Consider the following 14,737-nt stretch of genomic DNA (forward strand, 5'->3'; position numbering starts at 1 on the left):
TCTCATTTTTTTTGAGAGTGCAAATGTACACTTTTTTATAATGTACTATTTCAAAAATAGTGCCTTTTTATTTATTCGTCCTGAAATTTAAAAGGATAATCTCCGAATAAAGTCGCCAGTTTTCTAACATCATACGTTTTACGTGTAAACTTATTTGAAAGTGCGATTATAGTCACGCCTTCCTTAGTCAAAGTAATGTAAGACGAAGTGTTCCCGTGCCACCAACCATTATGAAAATAAAAATTTTGCCCAGTCTCCCAGTTAATCATTCGGATACCAAGTCCGTAATTTTTAGTTCCCTTACGTTCGTTGCTATACGGCTGGTACACTTGTTTATTTAGGTCTTTCGACAAAAACTGAGCACTGCTCCTAGCACGATCAAATTTCAATAAATCTCGTGGCGTGGAGTAAATATTTTTGTCTCCGTACACTGCATCAAGATAATCTTTGCCTATTTCTACTTTATTGCCTTTATACGAAGTGACAGCAGAGTCTTTATCGCGTTCGTAATCAAAAACATAAGTGTTTTTCAAGCCTAGGGGCTCAAAAACAATCTTTTTCATAGCCTCTTCATAAGACAATTTTGTAATATTTTCTATGATTAGCGCTAACATTGCATAATTGGTATTACAGTACGCAAAACGAGTATCAGTTGCAAACTCTAGACCAATATCCTTAGTTGCCATAATGGTCAAAATATCTGTATTAGTCAAAGTATTACGTCTATCCCAAACCGATTTATCACGATCGGTAAAATAAGCATAGTTACGCAATCCGCTTCGGTGATTCAACAAGGTACGCACAGTTACTTCTGGATAAGGAAAAGACTTTAAAATGGTATTTACTTTTTGATCTAAACTCAACCTTTTGGCGTTAACCAATTTTAAAACTGCAGTGGCCGTTAACACCTTGCTTACTGATGCAATATGCAAAGGAGTATTTGCTGTAATGACTGTTTCATCTCTAAAATTGGAGAAACCTTCGTATTTTTCATAAATGATTTGACCATTTTTGGCTACCAAAAAACTTCCATTTGCAGTTTGGTTGGGCCAGTTTTTTTGGTAAAAAGAATCGATTTCAGCCTGCTTCACGTTAATATATGATGCCGTCAGTTTTGGCTCAACTGTTGCTAAAGGCTTCATAATTGGCAACCTGTTTTTTGGCAATTGATCGTCTCGTAATTCTACCTTTACTTTCTCTTTGGCACAAGATCCAAAAATCAAAAAAAGGAGTGATATATGTAGTATATTTGCGTTTTTAATAAAATTCATTGTGGTATAACTAGAAAGACAAATATATAGAATCAGTCTGTTTTTGCTCCTTCTTTTTTTTAAACCTTAACAGTATTTTATCAGTAGTAAAAGGCTTTTTGAATGCTACTAAATTGTACGTCAGTGCATACTTGAATAAAAACTATCGAATTTTTCGAAAAAAAATTAAAAGAGAAATGGTATTTGTTATATTTGTAACAAATAGCACTATTAAAGTTATATTATAATTTAGAAAAAACTTATAAAATGAAGTTTGGAATCATAAAAGAAAGAAAAAAACCAGCAGATCGTAGAGTGGTTTTTTCTCCAGAGGCATTAGTACAATTAAAAAATCAATATCCTAGTATAGAAATTCTTGTTGAAAGTTCAGATTGTCGCATTTTTACGGACGAAGCTTATACTCAAGTCGGAATTGAAGTTGGTACTGATCTCAGTACATGCGATGTTTTGTTGGGAGTAAAAGAAGTTCCTTTTGAAGCACTAATTCCTAATAAATCGTATTTCTTTTTTTCGCATACAATAAAAAAACAGCCTTACAATAGAAATTTGCTACAAACCATACTGAAAGAAAACATTTCATTGTTTGACCACGAAACCATTGTAAATGCTAAAAACCAACGACTGATTGGTTTTGGACGCTATGCTGGAATGGTTGGTGCGTACAACGGAATTCGTGCGTTTGGAATCAAATTTGAATTGTTTAAATTACCAAAAGCAGAAACCCTTTCAGGAAAAGAAGCGCTGATTGCACAATTAAAGCGTGTGATTTTACCTCCTATTAAATTTGTCATTACCGGTAGCGGAAAAGTAGGCAGTGGCGCTAAAGAAATACTCGATGCCATGAAAATCAAATCGGTAACCGTAGAAAATTATTTAACTAAAAATTACACTCAAGCCGTTTACACTCAAATTGATGTTTTAGATTACAACAAACGAAAAGACGGTCAAGTTTTGGATCATTATGATTTTTACCAAAACCCAACGGAATACGAAACTAATTTTGAACTATTTACCACTGTTTCTGATGTTTATATTTCAGGACATTTTCATGCCAATGAAGCTCCAATGATTTTGACACAAGAAATGTTGAATTCAAAAGATTGTAAGCTCAAAATTGTAGCGGATGTTTCTTGCGATGTCAACGGTCCAATTGCTTGTACTTTACGTGCCTCAACAATAGCAGAACCTTTGTACGGTTACTTGCCTTTAGAAAACAAAGAGGTTGATGTTTTTCATCCGGGTGCGATAGTGGTCATGGCAGTTGATAATTTGCCTTGTGAGTTACCTAAAGATGCTAGCGAAGGATTTGGGCAAATGTTCCTAGAACATGTGATTCCTGCTTTTTTTGATGGAGATAAAGACGGTATTTTACAACGTGCACAAATTACTAAAAACGGTAAATTAACGGAGAGATTTAGCTACTTGCAAGATTATGTAGACGGTCAATAAGCAAATTGTTGCGTATTTTAGTAAATCAACATTAATACGCTTCGAGATAAAATCGATGCTAAAATTCATACTTATTAGCCTGTAGCCTTTGGTTACAGGTTATTTTTTTTCATATCGGTATTGTGACAATTACCATTCAATTAACAATCCTGAAAGACTTGCAAAGGGAAGTATTGCTTAATTTTGTAAAAAAAATACAATGTCAGCATCCCTTCCTATTTCGATTTTAGAATTGGCAATTATCGCCGAGGATAGCAACGCTACTACAACTTTAGAAAGAACTAAACTACTTGCTCAAACAGCCGATAAGCTAGGATACAAGCGCTTTTGGCTAGCCGAACACCACAATATGGCACACGTAGCCAGTTCAGCAACCGTAGTTTTAATAGGTCATATAGCTTCGCAAACGCAAAACATTCGCGTAGGCTCTGGCGGAATCATGTTACCCAACCACGCGCCGCTAATTGTTGCTGAACAATTTGGAACATTAGCCACTTTGTACCCCAATCGTATTGATTTAGGATTAGGGAGAGCACCTGGTACCGATGGTTTAACAGCTCAAGCCATCCGTAAAGATTTTGTAGAACAATCGCAACGTTTCCCAGAAAACGTGACGGCTTTGCAAGACTTTTTTAACGTCAATAATGCTTCCGCAAAAGTGCGAGCGTTTCCTGCAGAAGGAGTTTCTGTACCCATTTGGATTTTAGGTTCTAGTTTAGACAGCGCCGCATTGGCAGCATCTAAAGGACTTCCGTACGCATTTGCAGGACATTTTGCTCCAAAACTAATGCATCAAGCTTTTCAGTATTACCGAGATAATTTTGAACCTTCAGCATATTTGCAAAAACCCAAAATAATAGCTTGTGTTAATGCCGTAGCTGCAGATACAGACGAAGAAGCTGCGAAACTTGCCACAAGTTTAACGCAAATGTTTTTGAACTTAATTCGGAATGACCGCAAACCCTTGCAACCGCCCGTTGAAGATATCAATGATCTAATGAGCGAAGTAGAAAAATTTCATGTAGATCAAATGACAGCCTGCTCTTTTATAGGAAGTACTGAGAAAATTGCTCGAGAGCTGCAACAATTTGTAAAATATACACAAATAGATGAGCTCATGATTACGAGTCCCATTTATGATTTTGATGCCAAAATAAAAAGTATGCACCTCATGAAAACAGTGGCGGAATCTATCGTTACTTCAAAAAAAGAAAATCTTGTACTGTAGCGTACAAGATTTTTTTATTCTTTTACCAAACAAAATCTTATCAAGCAGACTATTTTAATTTACCCACCATTTCTTCTGGTCGAACCCATTGGTCAAATTCTTCCGCGGTGACATATCCCAATCGAACAGCTTCTTCCTTAAGAGTAGTTCCATTTTTATGAGCCAACTGTGCTATTTCTGCCGATTTATAATACCCAATTTTAGTATTCAAAGCAGTTACCAACATCAACGAATTGTTAACCAACTCAGCAATCCTTTGGTAGTTAGGTTCTATTCCTTGCGCGCAATGCACATCAAATGACACACAAGCATCGGCTAACAATCGCGCTGACTGTAAAAAATTAGCAGCAATCATGGGTTTAAAAACATTCAACTCGTAATGACCCTGCATGCCTCCTATTGCTATAGCCACATCATTACCTAAAACCTGAGCGCACACCATTGTTAAAGCTTCGCATTGCGTAGGATTCACTTTTCCTGGCATAATTGAGGAACCGGGCTCATTCTCTGGAATAAATAATTCTCCAATACCAGATCGCGGTCCTGATGCTAACATTCTGATATCGTTTGCAATTTTATTTAGAGAAACCGCCAATTGTTTTAGTGCGCCATGGGTTTCTACCAGCGCATCGTGTGCAGCCAAAGCTTCGAACTTATTTGTCGCTGTAACAAAGGGATGACAGGTAAATTGTGCGATATAATTAGCAACCTTTATATCGTAACCATCAGGCGCATTCAAACCTGTTCCTACAGCGGTACCTCCTAAAGCTATTTGAGAGAGATGATCCAATGTATTTTCTAAGGCTCGAATTCCAAAATTTAATTGTGCTACATAACCTGAAAGTTCTTGTCCTAAAGTAAGCGGTGTTGCATCCATTAAGTGTGTGCGACCTATTTTGACAATATCCCGAAACGCAATGGCTTTATTGTGCAAAGTATCTCGAAGTTGCTGCACCGCAGGAATTGTTTTCTCAACCACCATTTTATAAGCTGCTATGTGCATTGCCGTGGGAAAAGTATCATTTGACGATTGCGATTTATTCACATCATCATTCGCTTTAACAAATGGTTCATCTATACCAATTTGTAACCCCGCCAATACTTGCGCTCGATTGGCTATTACTTCGTTGACATTCATATTACTTTGCGTTCCAGAGCCTGTTTGCCAAATCACGAGAGGAAATTGGTCAGCTAAACTACCTGCTAAAATTTCATCGCAAACGACACTGATAGCCTCTTTTTTAACTTCTGATAAAACACCCAAGTCGAAATTGGCATACGCCGCCGCCTTTTTCAAATAGGCAAATCCCTCAATAATTTCAATGGGCATTGAGGCAGTCGGTCCAATTTTAAAGTTGTTCTTCGAGCGTTCCGTTTGGGCACCCCAATATTTATTATGAGGTACTTTTACCTCGCCCATAGTATCTATTTCAATTCGGTACTTCATTTCAATTATTTTTTAGTTGCGTTAGGGAATCTAAAAAAGCAATAAACCTCATCAATTCAGTATTTTAAAAACAAATACAAGTTGTTTTAATTTTCCAAGAAAGTAAGTTACGCTATTTATTGGAAGCTTAAAAATTGTCATCAGTTTTTATCAAAAATTATTGTTATCACAAAGAATTAAACTTACATTTGTAGCAACATTCAAAATTCCGGAAAACATGTTTGAATTTTCACAGTATTTAGGCTTTTTACTTTTCTTGACCATACTAACTATAGGTTTTTGGTTAATGTTTTTTCTAGTTGGTTTCGTATCCTATTGGGTTGGCGGAGCTAGTTGGGAAGCTTTCAAAGAGAAAAGAGCAAAAAAGAAGCAAGAACAATCAGCATAAGCTTTTTGTTACTATAAAAAAGGACATCCAATTGGTTGTCCTTTTTTTTTGGTTTCAATCTGATTTAAAAGAATAAAAAAAAGGACCCATTTTCATGAGTCCTTTTTATTTTATCCTTGGTAATCGCCTTCGCCATCACCTTGCATTTTACGTTCTGGCTTCTCGCGTTCGTTTTTCGGTTTGTTAAAACGGTACGTGAATGATAAGTTTATTTGACGTACTCTCCACTGCATTTCGCTGTATGAAGTTAAACGTCCTGGAATAAATGTTTCCATTAATCTTTTTCTAGAATTAAACACGTCACTAACGTTAAATGACAGCGTCCCTTTATCTTTCAAAATATCTTTACTAAATGCTAAGTTAGCTGCAAAAACACCTAAACTTCTGCCTTGGGCATTGTCTTGAGGCCCGTTGTAAGTAGCGTTAGTCTGCCAGTCAATTTTATAAGGTAAAGTAATTTTTGATGTAATTCTGGTAAACCATGAAGTTGCTATGTTATTAAAATCTTGCACCACTTCATCACCGTTAAAATCAGTATATGTAGATGATCCTTGCGTTTCGTTTCTGAAAAAGTTAAAGTTTCCATTCAATTTCCACCATTTATAAGGGGAATAATTCAGCGTAAACTCAAACCCAGCGCGATATTCAATACCCAAGTTAAAAGGAGTACTAATAATAACAGGAATTCCATTTACAATATCACCTGAGTCTCTTCGTGCAAATTGAAAAGAATCAGTTGTTTTGTTTAAATACAATGAGGTATTAAAAGTCAATTTTTCCCAACGTTTGATGTATCCAAAATCAAGTGCATCCGTAAACGCAGGATTTAAATCTGGATTTCCTACAAAGATGTTAATGTTACTTGATAAATTGTTAAATGGATTCAGAAGTCGACCTCTTGGCCTTTGTACACGTCGGCTGTAGCTCACAGATGCACTACTTTTATCTGATAGCTCGTAGGTTAAAAAAGCACTTGGGAAAAAGTTATTGTACTTTTTGGTATTAAAATCATTTGTTCCTAATTGGTTTACGTCGATGTTTGAATCTTCAAAACGTAATCCTAGTAATACTGAAAACTTATTGAATTTCGTTCCGTACTGCGTATACAAAGCATTTACTTTTTCTTTGTATTGCAATATGTTAGTAAATTCTGGTTTTACTACGCCGCTATTTTGTACATTAAAATCGGTAATGGTTTCTAAAAAATCTCCACGATATCCTGCCTCAAATTGACTTGATTCACCAACAGGCAATACGTAATCTGTTTGAATTAAGTTTCTACTTTGTTTCTGATCATTTAAAGTAGTATCGAATGTTACTTCGTTTGTTCGTGTATCAGTATCAGTTATAAAAGCATCGTTCAATTCATTACTGGTAGAGAAAGAACCATCAATGGTTAACTTATGACCGTCCTTTTTAAATTTTTTGATGTAATTGGTATTAAATTCTACACTCTCATTACCACTTCCCTCTAAATTTATACGATTTCTACGGTAGTCAAAAGAACCATCTGCTTTAAAATAATCTTGGAAAACATTATCTGTATTGTCTCCGTTACTTTTTCTGTAATTAAATGAATTTGTCCAAGAAGTACTTTCGTTCAAAAACCATTCTACACCAAAATTTCCATTGTACCCTTTACTTAACCTTTCATTAGTACGAGATTCATTAACAGAACCTGTGATTTGATTAGCATCGTTTAAGTAATCTGTATTGGTAAACGCATTTCCTGGATTGTTACGATCGTTGTATCCTTGTGTAGTAAAAAGGTTAAAGTTTTTAGACTTATAATTTAAAGTACCACTTAAACCATAATTAGCAGGATCACCTACAGAAGCAATTACAGTTCCGTTCAATCCTTGATTTTTTCCTTTTTTCAAAATAATGTTTAATAATCCTCCTCCACCTTCAGCATCATAACGTGCAGATGGGTTAGTAATTACCTCAACTTTTTCGATTGCATCAGCAGGAATTAAACGTAGCGCCTCAGCGATATTGATCGCATTTGATGGTCGTCCGTCAATTAAAACACGTACATTTTCGTTTCCGCGCAAACTTACATTTCCTTCTACATCTACAGATACTGATGGGATATTATCAAGTACATCACTCACAGTACCTCCTTTTACCATAAGGTCATTTCCTACACTGTATACTTTTTTATCTAGCTTGATATCTACTGTTGTTTTTTCAGCTCTAACTACTACTTCATTCAACTGATTGGCATCTTCATCAAGGCTAATAACTCCAAGATTAGTACTTTTTTGCAAAGCTTTCTGTTTGATGTCATTGGATTTAAAGGATATAAATTCAATTTTTATATCATACACTCCTGGTTTAACCTCAATGTCAAACTGACCTGTTGCATTGGTGATTCCGCCAGCTACTGGCTTTAAATCATTGGGTAGCATAAAGGTAATAGTTGCGTACTCTAATGGCTGCTTGCTTACTTTTTCGACAACCTTACCTGATATTTTAATTTTTGATCCTGCAGCGCCCGGTTGTGCAAAAGTGAAGAGCGATGTAAAAACAAGAACAAGAATTAAAACGGATTTGATTTTTTTCATTTTTTAAAACTTTGGTTACGCTTTTTTAGATGACTAAACCGATTAATGGTTTAATAAGGAGAATCACAAAAAAATGTTAATAAAAAAATACGTACTTAAATTGTTAAAAAATCTTGAAGCAATTTTTCATCTCGACCCACAATAGCTTTGTTACCGTCAATTACAATCGGACGTTCAATTAAAATAGGATACTGCACCATTGCTTGAATAATCGCTTCATCAGTCATTTCAGTTCCTTTGTAATTCTCTATCCAAATTTGCTCTTTTTGTCGAATCAAATCAATCGGTTTGTAGTTTAGCTTTAAAAGGAGTGCTTCTAATTCTTGAAAAGTTGGCGCTTCTTGTAAATAATTAACCACTTCAAAATCGATATTGTTAGCAGTCAATGCAGCCAAACATGTTCTAGACTTACCGCAACGGGCATTATGAAAAACTTTTATCATGAGAAATAATTTTTTTAGATAACTATTAGAAAAATTCTGATTATTTATTGTAACAAAAGTAGCATTTGTTAAACTTATTTAAGAAATAATTAAACTTAATTGTATGTACATCGAACAAGGAATACAAAATAAAAATTCATTTTGGGGCTACATGCTGGGATCGCTGATATTGATAATTGTATCGTTTATTGGACAACTGTTATTTGTAGGTGCGCTTTTTATTGACTCGCAGTCAAACAACCTTCCTTTTCCAACTTCTGAAAAAGGAATGATGCATTATTTCGATTCGAATACAACGTTATTTTTTCTTTTAATTCCTTTCGCCCTTGTGCTAGCAGCGCTTTACTTATTGGTTCGTTTTTATCACAATCAATCGTTTTTATCCGTTACCACTTCGCGCAAAAAAGTAGATTGGAAACGTGTTGCCTTTTCATTTACAGTTTGGGCTTCGATTACCATTATCACCACAGTTATCTCTTATTTTTTATATCCAGAAGATTTTAAATGGAATTTTAATCCTCTACCGTTTGCCTTTTTGGTAATTATTGGCGCGCTACTAATTCCTATTCAAACCAGCACCGAAGAGTATATTTTTAGAGGTTATTTAATGCAAGGCTTTGCTACTTTATCAAAAAATAAGTGGTTTCCGCTGCTGCTCACCTCTCTAATATTTGGTGGCATGCATTGGTTTAATCCAGAAGTAACGCAAATGGGGCCGATTATCATGGTATACTACATTGGTACCGGATTATTCTTGGGGTTCATCACCATAATGGATGAAGGTATGGAACTGGCTTTGGGATTTCATGCGGCCAACAACCTCATCGGCGCGTTATTAGTAACCTCTGACTGGTCAGCTTTTAAAACCAATTCCATTTTTAAAGATATCTCAGATCCTTCTGCTGGCTTTGATGTGATTTTACCTATTCTGATTATCTATCCTATACTATTATTTGTTTTTGGTAAAAAATACCAATGGACCAATTGGAAAGAAAAATTAACAGGGAAAATTTTAAATGACTAACTTTGGTAAAGAACCTAAACCATCTTAAGCTATGATCGCAGCCTATCAAAAAGTACATCCTCTTTTTAAATTAAATGGATTTCATCTGGATCGAGACGATTTATGTCGAGTAGCCTACAGCTTTATTAAAGAAGGGGATCCCTATGAACAAGCTATTGGCTCTTTTATTTTAGATTGGTTTGATGCGAAACCCTATTTAGAAGTCAGTACTTCTGGAACAACAGGTACTCCCAAATTAATACAAGTTCAAAAATCAGCCATGGTTCAATCTGCCTTAGCTACGGGAGCTTATTTTGATTTAAGTCCGGGAAATAAAGCCTTGCATTGCCTTCCAACACAATATATAGCTGGAAAAATGATGCTGGTACGCGGTTTTATTTTGGGGCTTGACCTTGATCTTGTGGCACCAAACAGTACTCCTCTTGCTAAAAACACCACAACCTATCATTTTGTAGCTATGGTACCATTACAGGTACAAAATTCAATAGATAGTTTGGGAAAAGTAAAAAAACTAATTGTGGGGGGCTCCAAAATGAATCAGGAATTAGAAAATTTGGTTGCCAAATTGCCTACGCAAATTTTTGAAACTTACGGAATGACCGAAACGGTTTCGCATATTGCTGCTAAGCGTGTGGGCGCTACCTCTTTCTCGGTTTTACCAAATGTTACTATTAGTCAAGATCAAAGAGGTTGTTTGGTGATTGACGCTCCGCTAGTATCGTCAGAAGTTTTGATAACTAATGATTTGGTTGAAATTATAAATGAAAAAGAATTCATTTTATTAGGTCGAGCAGATAACATCATCAACAGCGGAGGAATTAAATTGATTCCCGAACAAATTGAAACAAAGCTCGCCTCAAAAATAAAAGAACGCTTTTTCGTAGCAGGAATACCTGACACTACTTTGGGAGAAAAATTAATTCTTGTCATTGAAGGTGAAGCAAGAGAAATTCCACTTGGTGTTTTTGAAACTTTAAGTGCTTACGAAAAACCAAAAGACTATTTCTTTGTTACACAATTTCTAGAAACAGAAAGCGGAAAAATAAAAAGAAAAGAAATTTTAGCTCAGATTCCTTACAACATAACTGCATAAAACAAAAACATCTGAAAGGAAATGCAAGTAATGCTTGGTTTCTTTTCAGATGTTTTTTTTTAATTCTACAAACTTAATTTACAATATATAATCCGTGTTGATGAAGTTGGATTCTTTACTATTGAGTAATTCTTGAAGAATCTCGTTATTGTAAGCATTGTCTTTTGATGCTACAAAAGTTCGTATCGAAAACGAACGCAAAGCATCATGAATACTCAAGGTTCCTACTGCCGAATCTTTGCGTCCGGTAAACGGAAACACATCTGGACCTCTTTGGCATGAGCTATTTAAGTTTACACGACAAACTAAATTTACCAATGCATCAATCAATGGTGCTATCGTTGTAATATCCTTACCAAATAAACTTACTTGCTGACCGTAGTTTGATTCGGCCATGTCATTAAGTGGTTCTTGAATTTCACTAAAAGTCATTATGGGAACCACAGGACCAAATTGTTCCTCATGATACACTCGCATTGCTTTATTTACAGGAAAAAGAACCGCTGGAAATATCGCATTTGGAGTTGTTTGACCTCCTTTTTCATTAATTATTGAAGCACCATTTGCTACCGCATCATCAATTAACTCTTGAATATAAGCTGGTTTATCTTTTTCAGGAAGTGGTGTCAAAAACACTCCTTTTTCCCAAGGGTTTCCAAACGCAAGCGCATCTACTTTTGCTGCAAAGCGTTTGTTAAATTCTGCTGCAATCGAATCGTGTACGTAAATTATTTTGAGTGCAGTGCAACGTTGTCCGTTGAATGATAGTGAGCCTGCAATACACTCTTGAATGGCCAAATCCAAGTCAGCATCTGGTAAAACAATTGCTGGGTTTTTGGCTTCAAGTCCTAAAATAAGTCGCAATCTGTTTTTATTTGGATGTTGATCTTGTAAGGCAATCGCTGATTTACTATTTCCGATCAAAGCTAAGATATCAACTTTACCGGATTTCATTATAGGAGATGCTACTTCTCGGCCTCGACCATAAACAATGTTGATAGCTCCTTTTGGAAAACTGTTTCGAAAAGCCTCTAAAAGTGGAGAAATTAATAACACACCATGTTTGGCAGGTTTAAATATTACTGGATTCCCCATGATTAATGCGGGAATCAATAACGAAAATGTCTCATTCAAAGGATAATTGTACGGACCGAGACACAATACTACCCCAAGAGGACCACGGCGTACCATGGCGTTGATTCCTTGTACTTTCGAGAAAAAGGCGCTACGAGTATTGAGTTCTTTTAAACTTGTAATCGTATCATAAATATATTCAACTGTACGATCGAATTCTTTTTCAGAATCGCCCAATGATTTACCAATTTCCCACATCAATAGTTTTACAACTTCGGTTCGAGTGGTTTTCATTTGTTCAACAAATCGTTCCATGCATTTAATTCGGTCAGCAACTTTCATCGTTGGCCAAAGTCCTTGTCCGTTGTTGTACGCTTCACTTGCAGCTTGCACTGCTTCGTTAGCTTCTGCCTCGCCCATAAAAGGAATAGAACCGAGTAAAGTGGGTCCATAAGCATCGGTAGAAGAAATAGTAGAAAAAACAGGTGTGGTTTCTCCCTCCCACTTTTTTAATTCGCCGTTGATTAAATAGGTATCTTGATTCAATAAGGCTTTAATCTGAAATTCTTCGGGAATTGTATTCATTTAGTTGGTGTTTTGTGGTTAGTTAATTAGCTATTGTAGTGGTTTACGGTTCTACTACTTCACCTTCCCAATCTAAGATTCCTCCAAGTAAATTGTATGCATTTTCAAAACCTAATTGGTTCATGATTTCGCAGGCTTTTGCACTACGCATTCCTGAACGACAATACACATAGTATTTTTTGTCTTTATCTAATTCTTCAACAGCGTCAATAAAGCCTTGACCTTTGTGAATATCAATATTAATAGCGTTTGCGATAAAACCTTCGTTAAACTCATCAGCAGTTCTTACGTCAAGTATTACTGCATTTTCTTCAGCTTCAAACTGAGCTAACCAATCTTCTTGTGTTAAATTCATAATGATGTTTTTTTTTGTAAAAATACGACGTTTTTAAGTAACAGTTATCGTGGCTTTTGTTAATTAGATAATAAATAGCAGAAAACGATTTCGCAACCACATTACAATCAATACTATAGCCGAAATCGGTTTTAAAATTAGCAAAACACCCTATTTCATCGATAGGCCATACAAAATTAATTACTTAAAAATAAAGTAGTTAGCTTAAAAAATATATCTAAATCACCTGCTATTTTCTATTTTATGAAGTACTTTTACCTGCATCAGAAATTAAAATAAATTATAGATGATTGTTCCTTTAAAAACAATTTTTCCACAATTCTCGCCTGATCTACTCGCTGCCATCGATCAAGAAGCTTCCTACCAAACGCAAGAGGCGGGTAGCATTTTAATGCGAACTGGTCAGTATATTAAAAATACAGTTTTGGTTGTAAGCGGCACTGTCAAAATTTATCGTGAAGACCAAGATGGAGGCGAATTCTTTATGTATTACTTGCATCCAGGTCAAGCCTGCGCGTTATCAATGATTTGCGCTACCAAAAATGAAAAAAGCCAAATAATGGCCAAAGTGGTTGATGAAGTCGAGCTAATCACCATCCCGCTATCGGTTATGGACAAATGGATGATGCAGCACCGCTCTTGGTATGAATTTGTAATCGAAACCTATAGAAACAGATTTGAAGAAGTCTTAGAAGTAATTGATAGCATTGCGTTTAGAGCCATGGATGAGCGTTTGGAATTCTACTTGCAGCGTCATGCAGACTCTTGTGGTTGCAATGAACTAAAATTGTCTCATCAAGAAATTGCATCCGATTTAAATACGTCAAGAGAAGTTATCTCAAGACTTTTAAAAAAAATGGAACAAAGAGGTTTGTTGAAGTTGCATCGCAATAACATCGAACTGCTTTCTAAAAAATAACATTCATTGTTTCCTTCTCATTTGTAACTTATTATGGAATATTTTGGCTATTTAGCATCAATAATTATCGGGCTCTCGTTGGGTTTAATTGGTGGTGGCGGATCAATATTAACGATACCAATCTTAGTGTACTTATTTAAAATTGACCCTGAGTTAGCCACTACATACTCCTTATTTATCGTAGGGGTTACATCCTTATTAGGCTGTATTAGCCATTACAAAATGGGTAACTTACAACTCAAGTCGGCTTTGTACTTTGCCATACCATCGGTATTTTCGATCTTGATTATTCGAGAAGTTATTTTTCCGCAAATTGCAACTACCCTTTTTACTATAGCAACTTATCAAGTTTCTAAAAACGATTTAATCATGATTGTTTTTTCGATCTTAATGATGGCTGCAGCAATTGCTATGATTCGAAAAAGCAAACCTATTCCTGAAGGTTTAAAAACAAATTACATACAATTAGGCTTTATTGGTTTTGTTGTAGGAATTGTGACCGGTTTCTTGGGAGCAGGAGGCGGTTTTTTGATTATTCCTGCCTTATTATTTTTTGCAAACCTACCAATGAAACAAGCTGTTGGAACCTCCTTACTGATTATTTTTATCAACTCTAGCATCGGTTTTGCGGGCGATTTGTATATCGGGACTGCTATTAATTATCAGTTATTAGTGGTAATTGCCGCAATGGCTTTTGTTGGAATGCTGATTGGAATTCAAATTTCAAAAAAAATTAATGGAGCACAACTCAAACCTATTTTTGGTTGGTTTGTTTTAATCATGGGCATGTACATTATTACTAGAGAACTTTTTTTCTAAAAAATCTACAACTGTAACAATTATCACTTTTATTACTAAAAAACAAAAGTACATTTGTACTCAAATAAAACATAC

13 protein-coding genes are annotated in these 14,737 nt (G+C 35.5%); 7 read left to right on the forward strand and 6 right to left on the reverse strand.

Annotation, left to right across the window (positions count from 1 at the left end):
• Positions 1 to 71 precede the first annotated feature (71 nt).
• The gene (locus tag ACXX8U_RS07605; protein ID WP_458565329.1) at positions 72 to 1,271 is read right to left on the reverse strand and encodes a serine hydrolase domain-containing protein; all 1,200 of its coding nucleotides are present in this window, start codon (positions 1,269 to 1,271) and stop codon (positions 72 to 74) included.
• A 246-nt stretch (positions 1,272 to 1,517) separates the two neighbouring features.
• Between ACXX8U_RS07605 and ACXX8U_RS07610 the strand changes: the two genes are divergently transcribed.
• Positions 1,518 to 2,720: an NAD(P)-dependent oxidoreductase gene (locus ACXX8U_RS07610; protein ID WP_458565330.1), complete on the forward strand. Its 1,203-nt coding sequence runs from the start codon at positions 1,518 to 1,520 to the stop codon at positions 2,718 to 2,720.
• A gap of 199 nt (positions 2,721 to 2,919) precedes the next feature.
• The gene (locus ACXX8U_RS07615; protein WP_458565331.1) at positions 2,920 to 3,948 is read left to right on the forward strand and encodes an LLM class flavin-dependent oxidoreductase; all 1,029 of its coding nucleotides are present in this window, start codon (positions 2,920 to 2,922) and stop codon (positions 3,946 to 3,948) included.
• A gap of 49 nt (positions 3,949 to 3,997) precedes the next feature.
• On the opposite strand, the gene fumC is transcribed toward ACXX8U_RS07615, so the two are convergent.
• The gene (gene fumC / locus ACXX8U_RS07620; RefSeq protein ID WP_458565332.1) at positions 3,998 to 5,395 is read right to left on the reverse strand and encodes a class II fumarate hydratase; all 1,398 of its coding nucleotides are present in this window, start codon (positions 5,393 to 5,395) and stop codon (positions 3,998 to 4,000) included.
• A 217-nt stretch (positions 5,396 to 5,612) separates the two neighbouring features.
• Between fumC and ACXX8U_RS07625 the strand changes: the two genes are divergently transcribed.
• Positions 5,613 to 5,783: a hypothetical protein gene (locus ACXX8U_RS07625; RefSeq protein ID WP_166133677.1), complete on the forward strand. Its 171-nt coding sequence runs from the start codon at positions 5,613 to 5,615 to the stop codon at positions 5,781 to 5,783.
• A gap of 110 nt (positions 5,784 to 5,893) precedes the next feature.
• On the opposite strand, the gene ACXX8U_RS07630 is transcribed toward ACXX8U_RS07625, so the two are convergent.
• Together ACXX8U_RS07630 and ACXX8U_RS07635 are read right to left on the reverse strand one after the other, a co-directional pair.
• Positions 5,894 to 8,350 (reverse strand): TonB-dependent receptor, encoded by a 2,457-nt coding sequence (locus ACXX8U_RS07630; RefSeq protein ID WP_458565333.1) that lies wholly within the window; start codon positions 8,348 to 8,350, stop codon positions 5,894 to 5,896.
• A 95-nt stretch (positions 8,351 to 8,445) separates the two neighbouring features.
• Positions 8,446 to 8,793, reverse strand: coding sequence for an ArsC/Spx/MgsR family protein (locus ACXX8U_RS07635; protein ID WP_458565334.1), 348 nt, complete (start codon positions 8,791 to 8,793; stop codon positions 8,446 to 8,448).
• 103 nt (positions 8,794 to 8,896) lie between these two features.
• Between ACXX8U_RS07635 and ACXX8U_RS07640 the strand changes: the two genes are divergently transcribed.
• Both ACXX8U_RS07640 and ACXX8U_RS07645 read left to right on the forward strand, forming a co-directional pair.
• Positions 8,897 to 9,817, forward strand: a complete 921-nt coding sequence (locus ACXX8U_RS07640) for a CPBP family intramembrane glutamic endopeptidase (protein WP_458565335.1) — start codon at positions 8,897 to 8,899, stop codon at positions 9,815 to 9,817.
• A 31-nt stretch (positions 9,818 to 9,848) separates the two neighbouring features.
• Positions 9,849 to 10,910, forward strand: a complete 1,062-nt coding sequence (locus tag ACXX8U_RS07645) for an AMP-binding protein (protein ID WP_458565336.1) — start codon at positions 9,849 to 9,851, stop codon at positions 10,908 to 10,910.
• Positions 10,911 to 10,988: 78 nt separating this feature from the next.
• Here the strand turns inward: ACXX8U_RS07645 and ACXX8U_RS07650 are convergent, their stop codons facing one another.
• Together ACXX8U_RS07650 and ACXX8U_RS07655 are read right to left on the reverse strand one after the other, a co-directional pair.
• Positions 10,989 to 12,569: an NADP-dependent glyceraldehyde-3-phosphate dehydrogenase gene (locus ACXX8U_RS07650; protein ID WP_458565337.1), complete on the reverse strand. Its 1,581-nt coding sequence runs from the start codon at positions 12,567 to 12,569 to the stop codon at positions 10,989 to 10,991.
• Positions 12,570 to 12,612: 43 nt separating this feature from the next.
• Complete coding sequence (locus ACXX8U_RS07655) at positions 12,613 to 12,924, reverse strand: rhodanese-like domain-containing protein (protein ID WP_458565338.1); 312 nt, start codon at positions 12,922 to 12,924, stop codon at positions 12,613 to 12,615.
• 286 nt (positions 12,925 to 13,210) lie between these two features.
• On the opposite strand from ACXX8U_RS07655, the gene ACXX8U_RS07660 reads away from it, so the two are divergent.
• Positions 13,211 to 13,843 carry a Crp/Fnr family transcriptional regulator gene (locus ACXX8U_RS07660; RefSeq protein ID WP_458565339.1) on the forward strand — a complete coding sequence of 211 codons (633 nt, stop codon included), beginning with the start codon at positions 13,211 to 13,213 and terminating at the stop codon, positions 13,841 to 13,843.
• 33 nt (positions 13,844 to 13,876) lie between these two features.
• Positions 13,877 to 14,662, forward strand: coding sequence for a sulfite exporter TauE/SafE family protein (locus tag ACXX8U_RS07665; protein ID WP_458565340.1), 786 nt, complete (start codon positions 13,877 to 13,879; stop codon positions 14,660 to 14,662).
• Positions 14,663 to 14,737 lie beyond the last annotated feature (75 nt).

The organism is Flavobacterium sp. GNP001 (genome assembly GCF_054343775.1).

What these genes read in the sequence shown, in the direction of transcription:
- ACXX8U_RS07605 (WP_458565329.1), bottom strand. Translation starts at nt 1,271, where the DNA reads ATGAATTTTATTAAAAACGCAAATATACTACATATATCACTCCTTTTT.
- ACXX8U_RS07610 (WP_458565330.1), top strand. Translation starts at nt 1,518, where the DNA reads ATGAAGTTTGGAATCATAAAAGAAAGAAAAAAACCAGCAGATCGTAGA.
- ACXX8U_RS07615 (WP_458565331.1), top strand. Translation starts at nt 2,920, where the DNA reads ATGTCAGCATCCCTTCCTATTTCGATTTTAGAATTGGCAATTATCGCC.
- fumC (WP_458565332.1), bottom strand. Translation starts at nt 5,395, where the DNA reads ATGAAGTACCGAATTGAAATAGATACTATGGGCGAGGTAAAAGTACCT.
- ACXX8U_RS07625 (WP_166133677.1), top strand. Translation starts at nt 5,613, where the DNA reads ATGTTTGAATTTTCACAGTATTTAGGCTTTTTACTTTTCTTGACCATA.
- ACXX8U_RS07630 (WP_458565333.1), bottom strand. Translation starts at nt 8,350, where the DNA reads ATGAAAAAAATCAAATCCGTTTTAATTCTTGTTCTTGTTTTTACATCG.
- ACXX8U_RS07635 (WP_458565334.1), bottom strand. Translation starts at nt 8,793, where the DNA reads ATGATAAAAGTTTTTCATAATGCCCGTTGCGGTAAGTCTAGAACATGT.
- ACXX8U_RS07640 (WP_458565335.1), top strand. Translation starts at nt 8,897, where the DNA reads ATGTACATCGAACAAGGAATACAAAATAAAAATTCATTTTGGGGCTAC.
- ACXX8U_RS07645 (WP_458565336.1), top strand. Translation starts at nt 9,849, where the DNA reads ATGATCGCAGCCTATCAAAAAGTACATCCTCTTTTTAAATTAAATGGA.
- ACXX8U_RS07650 (WP_458565337.1), bottom strand. Translation starts at nt 12,569, where the DNA reads ATGAATACAATTCCCGAAGAATTTCAGATTAAAGCCTTATTGAATCAA.
- ACXX8U_RS07655 (WP_458565338.1), bottom strand. Translation starts at nt 12,924, where the DNA reads ATGAATTTAACACAAGAAGATTGGTTAGCTCAGTTTGAAGCTGAAGAA.
- ACXX8U_RS07660 (WP_458565339.1), top strand. Translation starts at nt 13,211, where the DNA reads ATGATTGTTCCTTTAAAAACAATTTTTCCACAATTCTCGCCTGATCTA.
- ACXX8U_RS07665 (WP_458565340.1), top strand. Translation starts at nt 13,877, where the DNA reads ATGGAATATTTTGGCTATTTAGCATCAATAATTATCGGGCTCTCGTTG.